Raw genomic sequence first — 22,220 nt, forward strand, 5'->3', positions numbered from 1 at the left:
CCCTCTCAGGGTCCCTCGAGGATGGGCCTGTTCGTCCCGGTGCCGTACGGCGTGGACGGCAATGCTCGGCTGGTCGCGAAGACCCGGTTCCGGGCGGTCTCCAGCACGATCTGGAGGTCTTCGTCGAAGGCCCGGTGCGAGATGATGTCCTGGCGGTAGGCGAGCGCGTCGCGGGTGGCGATGCGGTCCAGGAAGACGCTGCGCAGCCCGTCGGACAGCAGCCGCCAGTGATGCTCGGTCTCTGCGTCCTCGGTGTTGCGCGGCACCAGCGCCGCGGCCGCCCGCCGGCGGTCCTCGTGCCGCTCGACCGCCTGCCGGTACGCGTCCAGCTGGCTCGTCCAGGCGTCCACGAGCAGCACGACGATCCGGGCGCCGCTGTCCGGGCTCTCGGCCGCGGCCGGGTTCAGCGGTATCGCCGACGCACCCGCCGTGAGCCCGCGCTTCGCGGCGACGTCGCGGGCGTACCCGGCCAGCGACATCGTGTGCGTGGGCGCGTACGGCATCCAATCCAGCGACTGCTCGCCGTAGTAGCTCACGTCGCCGCGCACGGCGCGCGCCTCGTGGCGGTTCGGCGCGGCGATGATGAAGTGCACGTCGTCCGGCTTCGGCGGGGCCGGTGCCGTCTCGTCCGCGGTCTCGGCATGGAACGCGCTGGGCGCCGACGCGAACTCGATGCGCTCGGTCGGGGGCAGCGGCGGGAGCCGGTCCACCTCGGCGTTGTCGACGATGTGCTGGGCCAGCACGGAGATCGCCTCGAGGTACTCGTCGTGGTACCGCGCCAGCCGCATGAGCTGCCGCAGCCCGTCGCGCCGGTACGCCTCGCTGAAGCGCTCCTGGTCGTACTGCACCCGCTGCACCGCCTCGGGCATGTTGCGCGGCGGCAGCCACAGTGCCGGCACCAGGGCGGTCGAGCGCCGGCCGGACTGCTGCGCGAAGTGCTCGCACCGCTGCGCGAACAAGTGCCACTCCTGGCCGCACGGCTCGCTCACGACGTACCGCGGCGAGCACAGGCCGATGAAGGTCGTGCACATCGCCAGCGCGTCGACCAGTTCCTTCGACCAGATCGTGCCCATCTCGAGGTTGCGGTCGAGGAAGCCGACGGTCTCGCTGCTGCTCACGCCGGCCCGCACCCGGACCTCGCCGGAAAGTTCCTTGAAGAACTGTTCGACGTACGGATCGTCGTCGCTTCGGGCGTAGCTCAGAAAGAAGTACGGAGGCGCCGGCCGGCGCGGTGGCGGGATCGGCAGACTGATGGAGCTCATCGGGTGGCCCCATCGTGCAGATACGCGACCGGATGGTGCCCGAAGGCGTCGAAATCGACACCTTCGGGATTTCTCATGGCCTGTGGATCGCGCACCGTCGGACGTCCTGACTGGTCGTCGCCTGGCAATGCGGACATGATCTGAACACATCCCCGAAACGGTGGTCAGAAGACGGCGGCACGGGAACGACGATGTACCCGAGTCGATCCCGCAGTCTCATCATGCCTGCCGCACGCCAACTTTGGTAAGGGCGCGGCCGGAAAGATCATTCCGCGGGTTGCCGATCGCGATCCATTATCGGTGCCCTGAATTGCCGGATTCCACTGGCCGTTCGGACTAAAAGATCATTGTCGTGTGCCAATATTTGACGGACGTCGGCGATTTGCTTGTCAGGCGCGGCCCATCAGGCGTTCGACGTCGGCGAGCTGGGCGGGGGTCAGCGGGCCGTGGGCCAGCGCGCCCGCGTTCTCCTCGACCTGCGCGACCGTACGGCACCCCGGAATCGGCACCGCCCGCTCGTCGTACGCCCACAGCCACGCCAGCGCCCCCTGCGCGAGCGTCCGCCCGTCCGAGGTGAGCACGTCGCGGATGCCGTCGATCCGCGCGAGGAACTCGGGCGTCGGGCGGCCGTCGGTGAAGTACGTCATCCACTCCGGGCTCAGGCCGCGCACGTCGTCGTGCGGCAGGGCGGCCGAGGTGCTCGTGTACCGTCCGCCCAGCAGCCCCATGGCGAGCGGGCCGCGAATGATGACACCGAGATCGTGCTTCGCGGCGACGGGAAGCACCGCGAACGAGCCGCGCAGCACCGACAGGTCGGCCTGGATGGTGGCGCAGCGCCGGCCCGCCGCGGCGAAGGCGTCCGCGCGTTCCGGGAAGTCGGTGCTCCAGCCGTACGCGCGGATCAGGCCCTGCTCCACCAGGTCCTCCAGGGCCGGGATCAGGTCCAGGGCCTGCGGGATCGGCAGCCCGTTGATGTGCAGCTGCAGCAGGTCGATCCGATTGGTCCCCAGCCGGCGCAGCGAGTCGCGGACCGAGCGCCGCAGGTTCTCGGGGCTGCCGTCGTCGGGGCCGACCTGGCGGGTCCGCTCGTCGAAGGTGCCCCCGAACTTGGTGGCGAGCACGACCTCGTCGCGCCGGCCCGCCAGCGCCCGGGCGAGGATCTTCTCGCTGTGCCCGGCGCCATAGACGTTGGCCGTGTCGAAGAACGAAACGCCAAGATCGAGCGCCCGGTGTACCGCACGAATCGACTCGTCGTCGTCCACCTCGCCCCAGCCGAGCGGCTGTTCGCCCGCCCAGAACGGGCCGCCGATCGCCCAGCAGCCCATGCCCAGCGCGCTGACCTCGATGCCGCTGCGTCCCAGGAATCGCGTATCCATGCCGGTCACGATTCCACCTGGAGCGCGCTCCAGGTCAAATGAGCGCCTCGATGGCCGCCAGTACGGCCGGCCGCGGCTCGTCGCGCCGGGAGACGAGGTACCAGGGCCAGTGCGGCTCCGGGTTGACGACCGGGCGCTGGACCAGGTCCGGCGGGATCGGATCGGTCTGGCCCTTCGGCGAATTGAGCACCGGCACGCGCAGCCGGCGGACGTGGTCGAAGAAGGCCGGGCCCGTCACGCCGCCGTCCTCGATCCGGATCATTTTCGCGTCGGTACTGCGGGCAAGTCGCTCGGCAAACCGGTTCCACGAGGACCAGGTGGCGGTGTCGGCGTCAAGCAGTACAACCGCGTCCTTGGCTTGAATCGCCGACGTGTCGGCGCCGACGTCGACGGCGAACAGCCGGTCGGTGCCGAGGTGGTGGGCGGCCAGGTCGAGTGCGGCCAGGTCCTCCTCCTCGATCCAGCAGATGGCCAGGTCGAGGGTGCCGTCGGCGACGCGGGCGGCCTGGGCGTGGGACGGCAGGACCCAGGTGTCGACGTGCAACTGGACCACGCCGGAGGTGCGGGCGGCCAGGTCGGGCGGGCGCCAGTTGACGTAGCCGAGCCGCACCGGCTCCCCGGCCGACAGGCCCGCGGCCGCGCGGCGCAACTCGTCGGCGCGGTCGAGAAGTGCCTGCGTGCGGGGCAGGAGCGCCTCACCCGCGGCGGTGAGCGCGACCGAGCGGCGGTCGCGGTCGAAGAGGCGTACACCCAGATCGCGTTCCAGGCTCTTGATCTGCTGCGAGAGCGACGGCCCGGCGATGCGCAACCGGAGCGCGGCCCGGCCGAAGTGCAGCTCCTCCGCGACGGCGACGAAGTAGCGGAGCTGGCGCAACTCCATGCGCCCAACGTACTGCGCCGTTAGTCTCCTCCTCCCAGCAGCGAGCAAGCCGGTCCTGGCACCTCCCGCGCGGCCGCCCCAGGATTCGATGCATGAGCATGCACAAGGTCGCCATCATCACCGGCGCTTCGCAGGGGATCGGCGCGGGACTGCTGGCCGCGTACCGCAAACTCGGCTACGCGGTCGTCGCCAACTCCCGCACCATCCCGCAGTCCGACGACCCCATGATCGTGACGGTCCCGGGCGACATCGCCGACCCGGCCGTCGGCACCGGCCTCGTCGCGCAGGCCCTGGCCACGTTCGGCCGCGTCGACACCCTGATCAACAACGCCGGCGTCTTCGTGGCCAAGCCCTTCACGGAGTACACGGCGGACGACTACGCCCTGGTCACCGGCGTCAACCACGGCGGCTTCTTCGAGATCACCCAGCGCGCCGTCACCGCGATGCTCCCGCGCGGCGCCGGCCACGTCGTGAACATCACGACGAGCCTCGTCGACCACGCGAACAGCAACGTCCCGTCCGCGCTGGCGGCCCTGACGAAGGGCGGCCTGAACGCGGTGACCCGCTCCCTGGCCGTCGAATACGCAACCCGGGGCATCCGCTTCAATGCGGTTTCCCCCGGCATCATCCGCACCCCGATGCACGCCCCGGAAACGCACGATTTCCTGGCCGCCCTCCATCCGGTGGGCCGCATGGGCGACATCAGTGACATCGTGGACGCCGTGACCTACCTCGAATCAGCCCCCTTCGTCACCGGCGAAATCCTCCACGTCGACGGCGGCCAGAGCGCGGGGCACTGAAATGACTCCCGTGCTGCAGACTGTTCTCGAGCAGTGGAAATCCGCCGTGAACGCGCACGACCCACGCCGGGTGGCCGCATTGTTCACGGACGAGGCGATTTTTCAGGGCCTGCATCAGTACAGCGTGGGGCCGGACGGGGTCGCCGCCTATTACGAGGCGCAGCCGATCGGGTTGACCGCCGCGTACGAAATCCTGGAGACCCGCCACCTGGCGGACGACCTGCTGCTGGGGTACCTCGCGGTGGAGTTCACCCGGCCGGACCGGACGATGGTGAAGGGGTACCTGAGCGTCCTGCTGCGCCGGGGCGAGGAGCGGTGGTTCATCGACCACTACCAACTCTCCCAACTCGGCTGACGCGGCCACCGTCCAACACGGCCCCTGCCCCAAAGCAGGGGCCGCTCCACCCGCGGATGTGCATCGGGGCACTGCGTCGACCAGACCGAGGACGACGCATGCTGTGCGACCGCTCCCCGCGACCTCGACGAGCGCTTGGTGAGCCGGTACTGGGACCTGACCGACCGGAAACGCGCCGCCGTCGAGCGGTGACTGTCCACCCCGGCGGTCCGGGCGATGCCACATGAGGAGAAAACAACTCCGGCGGCCACTCCTGTGGGGAGTGACCGCCGGAGTCGATCTCCAGTGGTGGAGGTGCCGGGAATCGAACCCGGGTCCTTCGTCGCTTTGTTAGGGCTTCTCCGAGCGCAGCTCGTTAAGTCTCTACTCGGCCCCACCAATCACACGAGCAAGTTGGTATGACAGGCCCAGTCACAATTAATCTCACCGCGCGAGCCCCGTGACCGGACTCGGTTGGCCAGCCTTCTAGCTGATGCCGGTTACTGGGCCGAAGGCAATCCCAGACCGACAGAGCTCGACTCTAGCTTAGGCAGCGAGAGCGAGCTCGGAGCGCTTCATATCGGCGCTTATAACTTTCCGACGGCTGATTAGCGAGACAACGTCGGCTTCCTCGGCTCGCTTCCCCTATCGCTGCAAACAAAGTCGAAACCAGTCACCCCCGCGCGGGTGGTGTTGGCTGCCGCGCCACCAACGGTGCGACCGATCAAGAGTAACGCGTCCGCGCCCGGGTTTCATCCCGGTATACCCGGGGCGTCATCCGGTGGCGACGGTGCAGCTGCGGGTGTCGATCGCGCAGGTGAAGGGCTCGTTGCGCACGCCCAGGCCCTCGACGTCGAAGCGGACCGCGGCCGTGGCGCCCGGCTTGATCGTGCGGGTGGCGTCCACCGGGGTGAAGTTGAGGTGGCCGTCGGTGCGGGCCAGCACGGCGCCGTTGACGTTCGTCACGCTCAGGTCGAGCAGCGGGAGCTGGACCACCAGCTGCCAGTTCGACGCGGTGATGGCCGTGGGGTTCGCGATCGTCACGGTGACCCGGTACGCCGTGAGCGACAGGTCCTCCGTGCGGTACGCGGCGGTGAGCTGGGCCGCACCGACCGGCGCGGTGGCCGGGAGGGTCGTGGGCGAGGCCGGGAGGGCAGACGGCGGGCGGGAGGCGGCCGAGACGATCGGGTTCGAGGTGGCGCGGGTCGGGGCGATCGCGGCGCCGGGGACGGTGACCTGGACCGGGCCGGGGCTCTCGCCGCCGGTGCGCGGGGGCTTGGCCGGGTGCAGCGCCGTCGCCTTGCCGATCAGGATGGCGGCCAGGGCGAGCAGGAGCAGTACCGCGGCACCGGTCGCGACGGCCTGGCTGCGGCGGTCGGCGGACCAGTCGCGGGCGCCCGCCAGCCGGCGCCACACCGCGCGAAGCCAGGAGCGGCCGCGGTCAGAAAAGCGGTGCCAGGAACGGCCGCGCTCAGAAAAGCGGTACCAGGAACGGCCGCGCTCAGAAAACCAAGAGCGGCCGTGGGCAGGAGCAAAGGCGACCGTGGGCTCGGTGACCTTGGCGACGCCGGTGGCCCGGGCGCCGAGGACGGCCGCCGCGAAGCCCGGCATCGTCGTGGTCGGGCGCGGGCCGGCGGTCGAGCGCCGGGAGGAGCTCAGCCCGGGCGCCGAGCGGCTCGGGGCGTTGAGCTGGCGCGGCAGGCGGTTGAAGGGACCGCCGTCATTGCGCCGAGGAGTCGGCTCGGCCGCGGGCGGCGCCGGTGGCGGGGCTGCGGCGATCTTGGCCAGGGTCGCTGTCAAAGGACCCTTGAAGAGGCTCGTGTACGTCCCGAGCAGCGTCCGCCGCCGCAAGGTCCCCTGCGGACCCAGGAAGCCGCTCTGGGTCATCGTGAGCCGCGTGCCCTCACCCCGCTCGGCGAGGGTCACGGCGACCACGGTGTGCAGATTGCTGGCCTCCCAGCGCATGACCAGCCGCCGCTCGCTCTCGACGGTGACGATCTGGCCCTCGATCGGGTCCTCGAGGCCGGTGAGCTCGGTCGCCTGGAAGGTGAACGAGCCGTCGTCGCGGATCATGAACCGGGTCGTCGGCAGCCAGTCGGTGACGAGGTGGGCCTCGGTGAGCGCGCGCCACACCACGCTGGGTGGGTGCTCGAGGTCGACATCGACCCGAATCTCGGTCACGCAGGGACTATATGGCCTTGACGCATTGCTCGCAGTACCGCGACACGTTACTCACGCGCCGGAGGCTTTTTACTCTGCGTCGCCCTTGCCACGGCGGCCCGCAACGCGAGCAATCTCCCGCTCCGCGTCGCGTTTGGCCAGCGTCTGACGCTTGTCGTAGGCCTTCTTACCGCGCGCGAGCGCGAGCTCGACCTTCGCCCATCCGTCGGAGAAGTACACCGACAGCGGCACCATCGTCAGGCCGCTCTCCCGGACCTTCGCCCCGATACGGTCGATTTCCTGCCGCTTCAGCAGCAGTTTCCGGACGCGGCGGGGCGGGTGGTTGGTCCACGTGCCCATCGTGTACTCCGGGACGTGCATCGCGTGCAGGTAGACCTCCCGGTCGGAGATCTGCCCGAACGCGTCCACCAGCGAGCACCGCCCGGCCCGCAGCGACTTGACCTCGGTCCCGGTCAGCGCGATGCCAGCCTCGAACGTCTCGAGGATCTCGTAGTCGTGCCGCGCCTTCCGGTTGGACGCGACCAGCTTGCGCCCCTTTTCGCGCGGCATGGACCCCTCCTGAGTCTCCCCGATCGAAAGTCTCTCGATCGAAGAGAAGCGTAGCGCGCCCGGCAAGAGCATTTGCTCAGCAGAGGCATCCCGGCAGCCACGTGAGCGGCTGTACGGGCGAACCGTTGAGCCGCACCTCGAAGTGCAGGTGGTACCCGGTCGACGCGCCGGTCGTCCCCACCCGCCCGATCAGCTCGCCCCGGCTGACGTGCTCGCCGACCTTCACCAGGATCGCCGACTGGTGGGCGTAGCAGGTCGCGAGCCCCTTGCCCTGGTACAGCCCGTGCGAAATACAGGTGTAGTTGCCGTTGCCGCCCGACGGCCCGGCGCGCACCACGACCCCGTCCGCGGCCGCGACGATCGGCTGCCCGCCCCCGGCGGCGATGTCGACCCCGGCATGCAGCTGATAGACCTTGTAGACCGGGTCGAACCGCATCCCGAAGTTGCTCGATTTCCAGCCGTGCACGGGCATCAGGAGGAACGCGCCCACCTTCGGGCCGATGACGGTGTTCGGGGGTGCGTTTTTCGCGTTGGTACCCCCAGTGCTCTTCCTGGCCCGCCTGGCCTCCGCCTGCGCCTCGGCCCGCAGCTGCTCGGCGACCCGGTCGCTCTCCTGCTTCAGCGCGTCGTAGCGGGCCAGCACGGCGCCGCGCTCCTGGTTCGCGGTGGCCTCGGCCTTGGCGCTCTGATCGAGCAGCGTCTGCACGTCGGCGGCGGCCTTCTCGGCGCCGGCCTGGGCCGCCTGGGACTCGTCGAGGCTGCGCCGCGCGGCGTCGGCGGTCTCCTGGGCCCGGCGCAGCGCCAGCTCCGCGACGGCGCTGTGCTTCTTGGCGTCCATCCGGGCCGCGGTCAGCTCGTCCACGGCGGCCTGGTTGGCCATGGCGACCTGGTTGAGGTACTCGATGCGCAAGGCCAGATCCGTCGGCCCGCCGGAGTCGAGGACCGAGTTGACCATGGCGAACCCGCCGCCCTTGTACGTGGCCGCGACGAAGACCGACACGTCCTGGCGCGCCTTGTCGACCTGGCGCTTGGCCTCGGCGTACCCCGCGTCGGCGACCTCGGCGGCCGCGTCGGCGGCGGTGCGGTCGCGCTCGGCCTGCCGTACCGCCGCATCGGCCGCGATCACGCGCCCCTTGGCGTCGTCCAGGCCCTGCTGCGCCCCGGGGAGGGCGGCCTGGGCGCGATCGTGGTCGGCCGCGGCCTGCTGCGCCTTGTCGGTCGCCGCCTCGAGCGTGGCCTGCGTCTCCTGCAGCTGCTTGTCGAGGCGGGCCTTGTCGTCGCCGGCGTCGGCCCGCGCGGCAGTACCCGGGCCGAGCAGCATCAGCACGACGCCGACAACTGCGGCGCCGACCCGAATTCGGTTCACGGAAGCAACCCTCCAAGTACCACTTGGGGGTTACGGTACGCCGGAAAAAGCCCATAAGTCCGAAATTTCCGATAAATGCGCCATTCGTGGCGGGGACACGCAAAAGGGCGGACCCCCGCAGTGGGAGCCCGCCCTCGAAGCGTGCGAAGCGATCAGACGCGCACGTAGAACCGCAGCGTGACCCAGGCCGTGACGGCGCTGACCAGACCACCGGCGCCACACAGGACCGGCAGCATGACCCACACGTTGCCCCAGTCGACCGGCAGCAGCACCGTTGTCAGCGCCTTGAGCGAGCCGTCGATGAAGAAGATCTTCGCGGCCACCAGCGCACCGAAGGCCAGGATCGCGCCGATCAGGCCGGCGAAGACCGCCTCCAGCACGAACGGCATCTGGATGAACCAGTTCGAGGCGCCGACCAGCTTCATGACCGCGACCTCACGCCGCTTGCTGTACGCGGCGACCTGGATGGTGTTGGCCACCAGGAGCAGCGCGGCCGCGCCCTGGACCACGGCGACCGTCAGCGCCAGCGTCTGCAGCGCGCCGAGCAGGTCGAAGACCCGTTTCAGCAGCTGCTTCTGGTCGATGATGTCGCTGACACCCTCCTGGGTGCGGAACTGGTCGCTGAACTCGGCGACCTTGTTCGGGTCCTTCAGCTTGATCCGGAACGACTCCGGCAGCGAGTCCTGCTTGGTCGCCGCCACGAGGTCGGGCGCGTCCTTGAACTGCTCCTTGAAGCGGTTCCAGGCGGCTTCCTTGGTCTCGTGCTCGTACGACTTCACCAGGCCGTTGGACTTGAGCGCGCTCTCGATGGAGCTGCGCTGGTCGTCGGAGACGTCGGCCTTGAGGAAGACGGAGACCTCCACCCGCTGGTAGAAGAAGTCTTCCATCTTGCCGACCTGGAAGAACAGCAGCAGGCTCGCGCCGAGCATGGTCAGCGAGACGGTCATCGTGATGATCATCGCGATGGTCATCGTGACGTTGCGCCAGAGTCCGGTCAGGACTTCGGTCAGGATGTATCTCACGCGCATCGGGTGGGGGTTCCTTCCCAGCGGGCCCAGCAGGAGGACGGGGGGCGGTGCGGACTAGGGCTGGGGGTCAGCCGTACACACCGCGGGGCTGGTCCCGCACGATCCGGCCGCTTTCGATCTCCACGACCCGCCGGCGCATCTGGTTCACGATGTTGGAGTCGTGGGTGACCATGACGACCGTCGTGCCGGTCCGGTTGATCCGGTCCAGCAGCCGCATGATCTCGATCGACGTGTCCGGGTCGAGGTTTCCGGTCGGCTCGTCGGCCAGGAGGATCAGCGGCCGGTTGACGAACGCCCGGGCCACGGCGACGCGCTGCTGCTCGCCACCGGAGAGCTCGTGGGGGTAGCGGTGCTCCTTGCCGCCCAGGCCGACGAGCTCGAGCACCTCGGGCACGACGCGGCGCGCGACGCCCTTGGACTTGCCGATGACCTCGAGGGCGAAGGCCACGTTCTCGTACGCCGTGCGGTTCGGCAGGAGCCGGAAGTCCTGGAACACGCAGCCGATCTGGCGCCGGAAGGCCGGGATCCGCCACGAGCGCATCGACGTCACGTCCCGCTCGTTCACGACGACCTTGCCCCGGTTGGGCTGGACCTCGTGCAGCAGGAGCTTGATGATCGTGGATTTGCCTGAGCCGGAGGGACCGATGAAGAAGACGAACTCGCCCTTTTCGATGTTGACGGAGACATCGTCAAGAGAGGGGCGAGACGCCTTCGGGTACGTCTTCGTCACGTGGTCAAGCCGAATCACGGGAGTGGAGTCTACGCGGTGTGACAAGTGGGGCTAGTACACGCCGTGCGTCATGTGCGATTTGTGAGGAATGCGGACCCGAACCGGGGACGCTTCCCGCAGGGCAGCGCTTGATTCCGGATTAAGGTGTGATGTACGTAACACTTTGACGGAGACGCACGGCATCACGGTGTGTCATCGACGCACTGCGAAGAGATGATCAAGCGGTCCTTACGCGGCCGGGTCGAGCTCCCGCTGCTTGCGCCAGCGGATGCCCGCATCGATGAACGCGTCGATATCGCCGTCGAACACCGCGGTCGGATTGCCCGTCTCGTGCTCGGTCCGAAGATCCTTGACCATCTGGTACGGGTGCAGCACATACGAGCGCATCTGGTCGCCCCAGGAGCCGGCCACGTCGCCGCGCAGCGCATCCATCTTCGCCGCCTCCTCGGCCCGCTTGACGGCCAGCAGCTTGGCCTTCAGCACGCCCATGGCGGTGGCCTTGTTCTGGATCTGCGAGCGCTCGTTCTGGCAGGACACCACGATGCCCGTCGGGATGTGCGTGAGCCGCACCGCCGAGTCGGTGGTGTTGACGCCCTGGCCGCCGGGGCCGCTGGAGCGGTACACGTCCACGCGCAGTTCGTCGTCCGGGATGTCGACCTCGTCGGTCTGCTCGACCACCGGCACGACCTCCAGCGCCGCGAACGAGGTCTGGCGGCGGCCCTGGTTGTCGAACGGGCTGATCCGCACCAGGCGGTGCGTGCCGGACTCGACGGAGAGCGTGCCGTACGCGAACGGGGCCTTGACCGCGAAGGTGGCCGACTTGATGCCCGCCTCCTCCGCGTAGGAGGTGTCGTAGACGTCGGTGTCGTAGCCGTGCCGCTCGGCCCAGCGCAGGTACATGCGCAGGAGCATGTCGGCGAAGTCGGCCGCGTCGACCCCGCCCGCGCCGGCCCGGATCGTCACGAGCGCCTCGCGGGCGTCGTACTCCCCGGACAGCAGCGTGCGGACCTCGAGGTCCTCGATCGCCTTGGACAGCCCGGTGATCTCGCCGGCGACCTCGTGCAGCGAGGCGGCGTCCCCCTCGGCCTGCGCGAGCTCCAGCAGCACCTGGGCGTCGTCCAGCCGCGAGCGCAGCGACTCCAGCCGGTTGATCTCGCCCTGGACGTAGGACAGGCGCGAGGTCACCTTCTGCGCGGCGGCCGGGTCGTCCCACAGGTTGGGCGCCGACGCCTGCTCCTCGAGATCGGCCTTCTCCTTGCGCAGCCGACCGAGGTCGAGCACCGCCTCGATGTTGCGCAGGGTGCCGTCGAGATTCTTGAGGGCTTCGGCGTGGTCCAGAGCAGTCACGCATCAAGGGTACGCCGAACCGCTGCCGCCTATTTCCCCGGCGCGCTCTTGAGCCAGGTGATCGCCGCCTTGTGATAGCCGACCGCGAACTCCAGCGAGGCGGCGAAGAAGTCGTCGCCGCTCTTCTTGGCCTCTTTCGCCATTTCCCGCGCCTCGGTCAGCGCCGCATTGTGGTATTCCGCGGCCTGGGCATAGACGTCCTGCAGTTGCGTGGCCGATTGCTGGGCGCCGAAGGCCACCCGCAGGGCCACGGGATTGCGCAGCGCCTCGCGGCCCGCCGGCTCGGACAGCCACCGGGCGAAGGCGCGCTTGCCGGCCGGAGTGATCGCGTACGGCTGGCTGGAGCGCGCCCCCGGCTTGCCGAGCTTGACGTAGCCGGACTCGGCGAGCGCCGGCAGTTCGCGGTAGACCTGGCTTCGCGTCATGGACCAGTAGGGCCCGAGCCGGCGCTGCGCGGCCGCCATCAACTGGCCGCCCGTCATCGGTCCCTCGTGCAGCAGCCCCAGCAGGGCCGCCGCGGTCGCGTTGACTCCAGAATCCGCCATGCCTGCCACGCTGCCATCTTTCGACAGCTCAGTCCAGCATTTCGGCAAATCCACTGTGAACTGTCGCGCTGCGACTGTCGACTTAGGACATCCGTACGGGGGCGCTCATTGCTTGAACGTCGGGAACGCGGGCATGCTCGGCATCGTCGGGAACGGGGGCATCGGGTCGCCGATGCCGGGCAGTCCGGTCTTGGTGGGCTCGGGAGCGGTCGTGGGCGCCTTCTTGGTCGGCTTGGCGTCGCCGCCCGCGCCCAGGTCCTCTGTCGCGCCCGGGTCGGCGGTCGTCTCCCCCGGCGTGGCGCTCGCGGCGGGCTCGCCGCCGGCGGGCGTGGACGCGGCCGGGGCCGGCGTGGTGGCGTTGACCTTCTTGTCGCCCGTGTTGTCGGTTTTGTCGTTTCCGCCGGTCAGCAGCAGGGCGGCGACGGCGACGATCGCGATGAGCAGCAGGCCGCCGCCGATCGCGGCGAGGACGCGCCGCTGCTTGCGCCGGGTGTCGGTCGGCTTGCCGTCGCCGGTGGGCGCGCCGTGCTCGCCGAACTGCTCGAACAGGCGGTCGGCGGTCTCCTCCGGGGTCGCGGCGGCCGGGCGGACGACCGGCGGGTCCTGGCCGAACAGCACAATCGGTACAATTGGCGCGGTTGGCTCTTCGGGCCTGGAAACGATCTCCGTCTCGGGCTCTTGCGGCGCGGCGGACCCGGCGCGGAGCTGGGTGGGCGGCTCGTCGGGCGAGGCGTTGCGCTGCGGCGGGATGATCATCTCGGGCGTGGCCGGGCCGGCCCACAGCGGCGTGCCGGCGGCGACCGCCTCGGCTGCCGGGTCAACCGCTTCGGCCGCCGGGTCGGGTGCCGCGTCGACAGCCGCGCTGACTGCCGCATTGCGTGCCTGGTCAGGCGACTGGTCGGGTGCCGGGTCCGGCGTCGGGGACGGGGTCGCGGTCGGGGTCTGGGTCTGGGTCGCGTTGATCGCGGGAGCGTTTGCGGGCGTGCTTACGTCAGTCAGGTTGGGCGCCGGGGCGCTCGTTTCGCTACCGTTGAGCGCGGACATGCTCGCCGCGATCATCTCGGTTGCCTGACCGCTCGTTTCGCTCGTTTCGCTCGCTTCGGTTGCGGGCTGGCTCGTCTCGGACGCGGGCGTGCTCGCTTCGGTCGCGCCGGCTGCCTGCGCGCTCGTCCCGATCACGCTGGTTGCCTGCGCGCTCGTGTCGATCACGTCGGTGGGGCGCTCGGAGATCGGGATCGCCATCATCAGCGCCGCCGAGGCGGCCGCCGGGGACGTCGGGGCGGTCGGCAGCGGGACCCAGTCGACGCGGCGGACGGGCGCCGAGACGGGCGCGGTCAACTCGGCCGAGCGCTGCCAGAACGTGACTGCCTCCGCGGGCAGCCGGGGCAGCGGCTCGAACCCGTCGAGCGCGCCCTCCGCCGCGCGCAGGCGCCCGACGATCGAGGACGCCGTGGGCCGCATGCGCGGGTCGATCTCCATGCACGCCTCGATCACCGGCCAGAGCGCGGCCGGCATGCCCGGGGGCGGGACCGGCACGCAGTCGGCGTGGCGGCGCAGCACGTCGTTGGGCGAGCCGCCGCGGTACGGGCTGCGGCCGCAGATCAGCTCGAACAGCACGACGCCCAGCGCGTAGACGTCCGCGGCGGGGGTCGGCGTGCCCCCGGCGACGACCTCGGGCGCCACGTACTCGGGCGTGGCGTGCGTCGGCCCGGCCGGGCGGTCGAGGCGGCGCGCCACCCCGAAGTCGGCCAGGCGCACCGGCCCGCCGTCGGTCGGGACCAGCACGTTCCCGGGCTTCACGTCGCCGTGCACGATGTTGTTCGCGTGCACATAGGCGAGCGCGTCGGCCACCTGCGCGACCACCTCGGCCGCGACCGCGGGCGGCAACGGCCCCTCGGCCCGCAGCCGCCGGCGCAGGTCCGGCCCGGTGACCAGCTCCATGGCGATCGCGAGCATGCTCTTCTCGCTGACCAGGTTCTTGACCCGGATCACGGACGGGTGATCGAGCCCGGCCAGCAGCTCGGCCTCGCCGAGAAAGCCGTCCTTGAGCTCCGGCACGGACGCGGCCTCGGGGCGCAGCACCTTCACCGCCACCCACTCGCCGGCCTGCGTGTCGTACGCGCGCCAGACCGCGCCGATCGCGCCCCGGGCCACCTCCGACTCGAGCCGGTACCGGCCGCCCAGGATCGTCTTCTCGCTCGTCTTCGCGCTCGTCTTCATGACCGTCCCTCCCCTTACCCGAGACGGTAGGCGAGGTCCGCCACGCGTTTTCCATTCGGCGCGCCCGATGGCACAAACCGGGGAGTCTCCTGCTACATGCGGCTGCGCAGTTCCCACAGCTCGGGGTAGAAGCGCAGCTCGACCCGGGAACGCAGGTACGCCCCGCCCGCGCTGCCCCCGGTCCCGGCCTTGGTCCCGATCTGCCGCTCCGCCATGAGCACATGCCGCGCCCGCCACAGCGACCACGCCTGATCATGGGCGACCATGGCCTCGGCAAGATCCCACAGCGGCCCGTACCGCTCCCGGTCCCGCGAGATCGCCAGCAGCGACTCGACCCGCTCCTCGGCGCTGGACACCGCGAACCCGTGCTTGCCGAGCATGGTCAGGAACGCCTCCCACAGACTCGGCTCGGCCAGCCGCCGCTCCAGCCGCTCCCTCTCCACCTCGGACAGCCCGCGGAACCGCTTGAGGTACGTCGGGTCCTTCAACCCCGAAAGAAACTCGATCTCCCGGAACTGCCCCGACTGAAACCCGGACGCCGGCGACAACTTGTTGCGAAAGCGCAAAAAGTCCTGCGGGGTCATGCTGTCGATCACGTCAACCTGCCCGACGAGCACCCGCTGAATCGACAGGCACCGCTCCAACCGAACCCGCGGCAGATACGTCTCCCCGTTGAGCAACCGGTCGCGAGCGTCCTCGAGCTCGTGCAGGACGAGCTTGAACCACAGCTCGTACACCTGATGAATCGTGATGAAGAGCAGTTCGTCGTGCGCGGGCGGATCGGACTCGGGAACCTGCGCTTCGAGCAGCCCGGACAGGCGCAGATAGTCACCGTACGTAAGGGTGCCGCCCTGCTCCCCGAAATGCGCATCGTTCCAATTCCCGGCGGCCCGGTTGGTTCCGTTCTCGCTGCCGGCGCTGTCGGTTTTGCCGATGCCGCCGCCAGGGTTGCCGGCAGCGCCGCCGGCGGATTCGTTGGTCACCGGCCCACGCTATAAGGTCACCTGTCGTGACGAGAGGCGCACTGGTCCGCTGGCTGCAGAGTCTCGAGGCGCGCGACCTGGGCGAGGTCCTCCGCCGCCGCCCGGACGCGCTGATCGCCCCGTCACCCGCCGACCTGGTACAGCTGGCGGGCCGCCTGACCACCCGAACCGCGGTCAGCGAGGTGGTGGCGGGCCTCCCCCTGCCGGCGGTACAGGTGCTGGAGGCGCTGACCCGCTTGGGCCCACCCCCGATCCCCCGCACTCACCTGGCCGAGGCCCTGGACCGCGCTCCGGACGACACCGAGCTGGACGCCACCTTGCGGGTCTTGAGCCAACGAGCCCTGGCCTGGCCGGACGGCGACGACCTCTGGCTCTCCCCGGGCCTGCTCCTGGAACTGCCGGACGAGGACCCCACCCCCTTCGCCCCGGTACCACCCGCCCCCGCCCTGATCCCAGCCGACCGATCAGCAATCCGCGAGGCGGCGGCCCAGGCGGCCCGCGCACTGCTCGAATACGCGGCCGACCCGAGCCTCGACGTGCCGCTGGCCAAGCACTACCGCCAAGTGGTCCCGCAGCCAGGCCCACCGGCCCCGGACGCCACCCGCCTGGCGCACATCCTGTCGACCTGGTGGTCGGGAGGCTCCCCTTTGCGCCGAGTCGTGGTGCGGGTCCTGCACGACCTGCCCCCCGACACCGCGGTACTCGGCACCGACTCCCTGGCCCCGCTGGTGCGCTGGACGGCCCCGCTTCCCTCGCGCGCCGCAACCCTGCCGCCACCTCGCACCACGCCACGCCCCCCTTCCGCCGCCCCGCCGCCAGCGACGCGCGCCGAAGCGACGGGCGAAACGACCCGCGGGCCGGCCCGCAGATTGACGTCCGTGCCCCGAGACGACGCAGCGCCCGAAACGCCCGCGGGCGCGGCGCACCGCCGATCCGGCGACGCGACGAATCCAGCACGTGGCGAAGCAGCCGACGAACCAAGCGAAGGAGCGATCCGCGGGCCAGTCCGCAGACTGACGTCCGTGCCACCGGACGGTGCAGTGCCCGCCACGCCCGCCGACACGACACGCGGGCCCTCCGACAGCGCGGCGCCCACAGCGTCCAGCAGCGCGGCGCCCACAGCGTCCGGCGGCGCGGGGCAGGCAGCGTCCGGCGGCGCGAGGCCGGCAACCACCCTGGCCGATGTCGTGACCGGCATCGTGGCCGAGGCGACGCTGCTCGGCGTCTGCGTCATGCTCGACCCCGACGTCTTCGCGATCAGCCCGTTCGGCCGCGCCCTGGCGGACGGCCGCTCGGTCGCCGAAGTGGCCTCGCACCTGCTCCCGGAGCCCTCACTGAAGGTCCTGGCCCCGCCCAGCGTGATCGTCGCCGACGACCCCGCCCTGCTCGACACCGTGACGGACGCGCTGCCCGAGCTGGATCGTCTGGCTCCAACGGTTGCCGCCGCGCCGTCGTCGGCTGACGACACCCTGGCCGCCCTCCGCGAGGCCGGCTTTCACGCCTCCACCGAGGCCGCGAAGGTCACCGTGACTCGTCCCCCGTCTGCCGCACGTCCCGCTCCCTCCCAACGCTCCCGCCCGGCCGTCGATCCGGTCGAGCTCGCCGCCCGCCTGACCGTCCCCCTGCAGCGCGACGCCTCGCCCCTGGAGCAGATCCGCCACCGAGCGCCCCAGCTGCGCCCGGAACAGGCCCAACTCCTGGCCGACGCGGTCGAGCACGGCACCCCGGTCTGGATCCGCTACGTCGACGCCAACGGCCGCGCCTCGGAGCGCGTCATCGAAAACGCCGAACTCGCCGGCTCGACCATCGAAGCCTGGTGCCGCCTACGCCGCGACGAACGAGCCTTCACCCTCGACAAAATCGTCGCCGTGGCCCGCCCTCGCCACTAATTCGCCGTCCAATCGACGCACCTCCCTTTCGGCGCCGCCAAACACTCCACCGAACCAGTCGACTCGGAACTCGCCGGCCCGAGTAACCCCGATCGACCCACCACGAACCCTACGCGCGGGGTACGACACTTTTCCGAGCCCGAAAACCCGACCGCGCACCCACTCCGCGCACTCACAGAAACGCGGCCCACCAACGCCAGGCCGCTCTAGCCACATCCACAAACGCGGCCCGCCACCAGCACACCGGCCAGAGAAAACGCGAAAGCCGCGACGCAACGACCCCAAAAGGCCCACGCCGCGGCTCTCACAAAAGAAACCCCCGCCAAAAGCGAGATCACCCCATGTGCGGATACCGGTGATCGGTAGGCGGCACGAACGTCTCCTTGATCGTGCGAGGCGACGTCCACCGCAGCAGGTTGTGCCAGGACCCGGCCTTGTCGTTGGTCCCCGAGGCCCGCCCACCGCCGAACGGCTGCTGCCCGACCACGGCCCCGGTCGGCTTGTCATTGATGTAGAAGTTCCCCGCGGCGAACCGAAGCGCATGCGAAGCCCGCTCCACCGCCTGCCGATCGGTCGCGAAGATCGACCCCGTCAGCGCGTACGGCGCGGCCGACTCAGCCTGCGCCACCACGTCGTCGAAGGACGAGTCGGGGAACACGTGCACCGCGAGAATCGGCCCGAAGTATTCCGTCGTGAAGACCTCGTGCGAGGGGTCCGTGCACTCCACGATCGTCGGGCGGACGAAGAATCCTTCGGCGTCATCGGCAGTACCACCGGCGACGACTGTGCAGGCCGAGGAGTTCTTGATGCGGTCCAGCGCCGCGGCGTGCCGGTCGAAGGCGCGCCGGTCGATCACCGCCCCGCCGAAGTTGCTGAAGTCCGTGACGTCGCCGTAGGTGAGCGACTCGGCGGTGGCCACCAGCTCGTCCTTGATCTGCGCCCACAGGCTGGCCGGCACGTAGGCCCGCGACGCCGCCGAGCACTTCTGCCCCTGGTACTCGAACGCCCCCCGAATCAGCGCCGTGATCAGCGGCGCCGGGTCGGCCGACGGGTGCGCGATCACGAAGTCCTTGCCGCCGGTCTCGCCGACGACGCGCGGGTACGAGCGGTACACATTGGACGCCACGGTCCGGTTCAGCGTGCGGAACACCGCGGTCGAGCCGGTGAAGTGGATGCCGGCCAGCTCCGGATCGGCCAGGGCCACGTCGGACACGGCCAGCCCGTCGCCGGTCACCATGTTGATCACGCCGGGCGGCAGGCCGGCCGCCTCGAAGAGCCGCATCGTGTAGTGCGCGGCGAGCTGCTGGGTCGGCGACGGCTTCCAGACCACTGTGTTGCCCATGAGCGCCGGCGCGGTCGGCAGGTTGCCCGCGATCGCGGTGAAGTTGAAGGGCGTGATCGCATAGACGAAGCCCTCGAGCGGGCGGTGGTCGAAGCGGTTCCACACCCCCGCCGACGAACGGGGCTGATCGGCGAGGATCTGCTGCCCGAAGTACACGTTGAAGCGCAAGAAATCGATCAGTTCACAGGCGGCGTCGATCTCGGCCTGGATCGCGGTCTTGGACTGCCCGAGCATCGTGGCGGCGTTGAGCGTGTCCCGCCACGGGCCGCTGAGCAGGTCGGCGGCGCGCAGGAAGACGGCGGCCCGCTCGGCGTAGGGCAGGTCCCGCCAGGCCGGCGCGGCCCGCTTGGCCGCGTCCACGGCGCGCGCGGCGTCGTCGGTGGTCGCGTTGTGCGTCACGCCCAGCACCTTGCTGTGCTGGTGGGGTTGCACGACCTCGATCGGGTCGCCGGCGGCCATCCGCCGCTCGCCGTCGATGGTCATCGTCAGCTCGTGCCGCTCACCGGCGAGTTCGCCGAGGCGGCGCTGCAATCTCGCCCGCTCCGGGGTGTCGGGGGCGTATCCGTGCACCGGCTCGTTTACGGGCTCAGGCACGTTGAACAAGGCATCCATGAGGGTCTCCCACGTCGTCTCGGCAGCGTTGGCGAGGTTTTCTCCATCCTCGCACGGGTCGGGAGGGGGTCCGGATTCCGCTCACAGAGCGTTGTTTTCGGTCACGCAGCGTGTCATCGCACGGGTCGCGGGTTGACAAACCGGCTCGCGTACGCTTCTACCCCGTGGGTGCGAAGCGTGCTGAGGTGACCGAGAAACCCGTGGAGACGTGGCGGCCGGTGCGCGCCGTGTTCGTGGCCGGGTTCGCGCTCGTGCTGCTCTTCCTGACCCTCTTCTCCGCATACGGGCACGTCCCGGGGCCCGCGGTGGCCGCGCTGGTCCTGCCTGGCATCCTCACGCCGACCCTGATCGCCGCCGCCGCGCTGGGCGTTCTTTCGGTCGGACGCTTCGCGCCAGAAGCGAAGATCCAGAAGCGGCTCTTGTACGGCATGATCGGCGGCCTCCCCATCGGCCTGCTCGCGATGGGCGGGATGCTCGCGGCGTACCACTCGGGACCTTCGGTGACCTATGTCGCGGTCACCGTCGCCGTCGCCGGTCTGCTCGGTGGCCTGGTCGCGGCGGCCCAGCCGATCAGCACCATCGCCGCGGGCGCGGCGGCGGGCGTGGTGGCCTCCGCGATCGGCCTCCTCGTGGCGTACTTTCAGAACGACCTCGTCAACCTCTTCGGCAACCAGGAAACGGTCGGCAGCATGGCCGACGCGTCGTACCGGCTGCAGCTGACCTCGTCCATCGTCAGCGGCATCGCGGCCGGCGCGCTGGCCTTCGGCTACCTGCGGCGCACCGGGCTGGCCCTGCCCTGGCCCGCGTACCCGCTCGCCGGCGGCATCCCCGGCCTGCTCACCCTGGGCGCGGCGCTGATCGGCTGGATCGGCGGCCTGCCGCTCTCCCACGCCGTGGCGAAGGAGAGCGAGTTCGACGCCGCGATCATCGCCAACCGCCTGCCGGAGCAGGTCAACCACGGCCTGATCCTGCTCTTCGCAGGCGCCTTCGTGGCGATGATCCTGGTCGGGCGCACGCTGAAGCGGAACTAGCCGACGAGGGTGTCGAGTTCCGTCGGGTCGTACCACTCGAGCTCGTGGTCTTCGGCTCCATCGACGGTGAACTGTGCGTCCGGGTCGCCGGCCTCGGCCTCCTCGACCACGTCCGCCGCCGCCGCGATGTCGGCCTCGGCCGCCTGCCCGTCCACGTGGATGGCCGCGACGGTGCGCAGGGCGATCCGTCCGGAGATGTCGACCAGGCTCGATCCGAGCTCGAGTCCGTCCATCTTCACGTGTACCGCCGGCAGGTCCGCCGAGATCACCACGCGCCGCCGCGGGGCCTTGGCGTCGTGGCGCAGGAGCCGCAGCGCGCTCTGGGCGGCGCGGGTGAAGGCGACGTACTCCAGTTCCTCCTCGTCGCCCTCGGCGTACCACTCCCGAAGCGACGGAGTGACCGCATGCGCCTCCGTCGGCGGCGGCAGTTCGCCGCTCTCGCGCAGGACGGCGAGCTGAGCGAGCGTCGCGGGCAGATACACGCGCGTGGAGTCCGTCGTCACGCTCTTGTCCTACACCCTTGCCCGGGTTTCGACACGCATGTCGGGCGTGTCATGACCGGTCTTCTCGCGATCGTCGTAACCAGTGACAAGCGAACGATGGCAAACTGAGCCGATGGAGCCGCGGTTTCTCCTCATGGCCGACGTAGCCGAGCAGCTGAACGTGTCGGCCTCGCAGGTGTACCACATGGTGCGCAGCGGAGAACTGCCGGCGATCAAGGTCGGCGGCCGCGGCCAGTGGCGCATCGAGCGCAGCAAGCTCGAGGAGTACATCGAGCGCAAGTACGCCGAGACCGCCGAGTGGGTCCGCACCAATCCCCTGGTCGACCGCGAAGATCCAGACCTCGCCTGACTCCGGTCATTTCGGTCACGGATGGTCCGCGTGCGCGAAAGGACGTACGCGACTCAACCGGGTCATAGGCCAACGTAAGCAAACGCAGGCTTCTTGACGGTGTCGTGCGCCCTCGATACAACGTTTGGTGGAGGCAATCGAAGGCAAACGCAAGCATCGGGGGGCTTCTCATGGCGGCGATCACCGAGCAACGGCCGAGCCGCACCACACGCGCCCGGCGGCACCAGCAGCCGAGCCATGGCCTCCGCGCACCCGGCCAGACCACGGCCCCCGGCCCGGCAGTGGTCCTGCGCCTACCCCCGCCCCTGGACCCCCCGGTGGTCGACCCGCCGCGCCTGCGCCTGGTCGACCCGCCGCCCTACGACATGGACCAGCTCCCGCTGGACTGGTCCGGCGCCACACCCGGCCCACAGCCGGCCAAACCGGCCGCGGCTCCAGCGCCGCTGCCAACGAACCGTTCGGAGGCCTACCAGGCAGCGAAGCGCTTCACGAGCCTGTGCGTGGAGGTGCTGAACGGGTACCGCCCGCCGAACCAGCTCCGCCCGCTGGCCCACCCGAAGAGGTTCGGCGACATCAGCGACCAGCTGCTGCGCCGTACCGTCCGCATCCGCATGACCCCCGGCCAGGCCGCCCGCCAGGGCACTCTGGTCCGCATCCGCCGCCTGCTCGTGACCGAGCCAAAACCGGGCATCTCCGAGGGCGTGGTCGTGCTCGAACACGGCCCGGTCGCCTGGGCGATGGCCATCCGCATGGAGAAACAGGACCGCCCGAACACCGGCGTACTCGGCTGGATCTGCACCGTCGTCACCGTCATCTGACCACCACGCACACCACGGCGGCGGCCGGTCCGTCCCGGCACGGGGCAGGACGGCCCGGCCACCGCCGTCGCACCC

General features: G+C 70.2%; 20 protein-coding genes and 1 other RNA gene. 6 read left to right on the plus strand and 15 right to left on the minus strand.

The window, feature by feature from the left end; all coding sequences use genetic code 11:
• Positions 1-5: 5 nt before the first annotated feature.
• From ACQPZ4_RS46555 to ACQPZ4_RS46565, 3 genes are all read right to left on the minus strand, one after another.
• Positions 6-1,262: a TIR-like protein FxsC gene (locus tag ACQPZ4_RS46555; protein WP_433051736.1), complete on the minus strand. Its 1,257-nt coding sequence runs from the start codon at positions 1,260-1,262 to the stop codon at positions 6-8.
• 389 nt (positions 1,263-1,651) lie between these two features.
• A complete protein-coding gene (locus ACQPZ4_RS46560; protein WP_433051739.1) occupies positions 1,652-2,638 on the minus strand; it encodes an aldo/keto reductase in 987 nt (328 codons plus the stop codon).
• 34 nt (positions 2,639-2,672) lie between these two features.
• Positions 2,673-3,518, minus strand: a complete 846-nt coding sequence (locus ACQPZ4_RS46565) for a LysR family transcriptional regulator (RefSeq protein ID WP_433051742.1) — start codon at positions 3,516-3,518, stop codon at positions 2,673-2,675.
• A 92-nt stretch (positions 3,519-3,610) separates the two neighbouring features.
• Between ACQPZ4_RS46565 and ACQPZ4_RS46570 the strand changes: the two genes are divergently transcribed.
• Together ACQPZ4_RS46570 and ACQPZ4_RS46575 are read left to right on the plus strand one after the other, a co-directional pair.
• A complete protein-coding gene (locus tag ACQPZ4_RS46570; RefSeq protein WP_433051745.1) occupies positions 3,611-4,318 on the plus strand; it encodes an SDR family NAD(P)-dependent oxidoreductase in 708 nt (235 codons plus the stop codon).
• 10 nt (positions 4,319-4,328) lie between these two features.
• On the plus strand, positions 4,329-4,673 hold the full coding sequence (locus ACQPZ4_RS46575; protein ID WP_433051748.1) for a YybH family protein: 345 nt from the start codon (positions 4,329-4,331) through the stop codon (positions 4,671-4,673).
• 286 nt (positions 4,674-4,959) lie between these two features.
• Here ACQPZ4_RS46575 and ssrA read toward each other — a convergent pair.
• The 10 genes from ssrA to ACQPZ4_RS46625 form a co-directional block, all read right to left on the minus strand.
• Positions 4,960-5,333, minus strand: a transfer-messenger RNA (tmRNA) gene (ssrA, locus tag ACQPZ4_RS46580).
• Between the two features lie 93 nt (positions 5,334-5,426).
• Entirely contained in the window at positions 5,427-6,833 is a 1,407-nt protein-coding gene (locus tag ACQPZ4_RS46585) for an SRPBCC domain-containing protein (protein ID WP_433051751.1), read from the minus strand.
• Positions 6,834-6,902: 69 nt separating this feature from the next.
• A complete protein-coding gene (smpB, locus tag ACQPZ4_RS46590; protein WP_433051754.1) occupies positions 6,903-7,382 on the minus strand; it encodes an SsrA-binding protein SmpB in 480 nt (159 codons plus the stop codon).
• Positions 7,383-7,458: 76 nt separating this feature from the next.
• A complete protein-coding gene (locus ACQPZ4_RS46595; protein WP_433051757.1) occupies positions 7,459-8,748 on the minus strand; it encodes a peptidoglycan DD-metalloendopeptidase family protein in 1,290 nt (429 codons plus the stop codon).
• Between the two features lie 152 nt (positions 8,749-8,900).
• Positions 8,901-9,776 (minus strand): permease-like cell division protein FtsX, encoded by an 876-nt coding sequence (gene ftsX / locus ACQPZ4_RS46600; protein WP_433051760.1) that lies wholly within the window; start codon positions 9,774-9,776, stop codon positions 8,901-8,903.
• A 67-nt stretch (positions 9,777-9,843) separates the two neighbouring features.
• Positions 9,844-10,524 carry a cell division ATP-binding protein FtsE gene (gene ftsE, locus ACQPZ4_RS46605; RefSeq protein WP_433051763.1) on the minus strand — a complete coding sequence of 227 codons (681 nt, stop codon included), beginning with the start codon at positions 10,522-10,524 and terminating at the stop codon, positions 9,844-9,846.
• A gap of 210 nt (positions 10,525-10,734) precedes the next feature.
• Positions 10,735-11,853 (minus strand): peptide chain release factor 2, encoded by a 1,119-nt coding sequence (gene prfB, locus ACQPZ4_RS46610; RefSeq protein ID WP_433051766.1) that lies wholly within the window; start codon positions 11,851-11,853, stop codon positions 10,735-10,737.
• Positions 11,854-11,882: 29 nt separating this feature from the next.
• Positions 11,883-12,398 (minus strand): PadR family transcriptional regulator, encoded by a 516-nt coding sequence (locus tag ACQPZ4_RS46615; RefSeq protein WP_433067012.1) that lies wholly within the window; start codon positions 12,396-12,398, stop codon positions 11,883-11,885.
• Positions 12,399-12,503: 105 nt separating this feature from the next.
• Positions 12,504-14,618 carry a protein kinase domain-containing protein gene (locus ACQPZ4_RS46620; protein WP_433051769.1) on the minus strand — a complete coding sequence of 705 codons (2,115 nt, stop codon included), beginning with the start codon at positions 14,616-14,618 and terminating at the stop codon, positions 12,504-12,506.
• A 92-nt stretch (positions 14,619-14,710) separates the two neighbouring features.
• Complete coding sequence (locus tag ACQPZ4_RS46625; RefSeq protein WP_433051772.1) at positions 14,711-15,601, minus strand: tryptophan 2,3-dioxygenase; 891 nt, start codon at positions 15,599-15,601, stop codon at positions 14,711-14,713.
• A 26-nt stretch (positions 15,602-15,627) separates the two neighbouring features.
• Between ACQPZ4_RS46625 and ACQPZ4_RS46630 the strand changes: the two genes are divergently transcribed.
• Positions 15,628-17,490, plus strand: coding sequence for a hypothetical protein (locus ACQPZ4_RS46630; protein ID WP_433051775.1), 1,863 nt, complete (start codon positions 15,628-15,630; stop codon positions 17,488-17,490).
• A 334-nt stretch (positions 17,491-17,824) separates the two neighbouring features.
• Here ACQPZ4_RS46630 and pruA read toward each other — a convergent pair whose 3' ends face one another.
• Positions 17,825-19,444 carry an L-glutamate gamma-semialdehyde dehydrogenase gene (gene pruA / locus ACQPZ4_RS46635; RefSeq protein ID WP_433051778.1) on the minus strand — a complete coding sequence of 540 codons (1,620 nt, stop codon included), beginning with the start codon at positions 19,442-19,444 and terminating at the stop codon, positions 17,825-17,827.
• 185 nt (positions 19,445-19,629) lie between these two features.
• Here pruA and ACQPZ4_RS46640 point away from each other — a divergent pair, with 185 nt between their 5' ends.
• On the plus strand, positions 19,630-20,475 hold the full coding sequence (locus ACQPZ4_RS46640) for a hypothetical protein (protein ID WP_433051781.1): 846 nt from the start codon (positions 19,630-19,632) through the stop codon (positions 20,473-20,475).
• Here ACQPZ4_RS46640 and ACQPZ4_RS46645 read toward each other — a convergent pair.
• Complete coding sequence (locus ACQPZ4_RS46645) at positions 20,472-20,978, minus strand: DUF6912 family protein (RefSeq protein WP_433051784.1); 507 nt, start codon at positions 20,976-20,978, stop codon at positions 20,472-20,474. The genes ACQPZ4_RS46640 and ACQPZ4_RS46645 overlap by 4 nt on opposite strands.
• A 112-nt stretch (positions 20,979-21,090) precedes the next feature.
• Between ACQPZ4_RS46645 and ACQPZ4_RS46650 the strand changes: the two genes are divergently transcribed.
• A complete protein-coding gene (locus tag ACQPZ4_RS46650; RefSeq protein WP_433051788.1) occupies positions 21,091-21,327 on the plus strand; it encodes a helix-turn-helix domain-containing protein in 237 nt (78 codons plus the stop codon).
• A gap of 170 nt (positions 21,328-21,497) precedes the next feature.
• A complete protein-coding gene (locus tag ACQPZ4_RS46655) occupies positions 21,498-22,145 on the plus strand; it encodes an Rv3235 family protein (protein WP_433051791.1) in 648 nt (215 codons plus the stop codon).
• The last annotated feature ends 75 nt before the right edge of the window (positions 22,146-22,220 follow it).

Source organism: Dactylosporangium sp. CS-033363, from assembly GCF_050942475.1.
In the GTDB taxonomy this organism is placed as follows: Bacteria; Actinomycetota; Actinomycetes; order Mycobacteriales; family Micromonosporaceae; genus Dactylosporangium.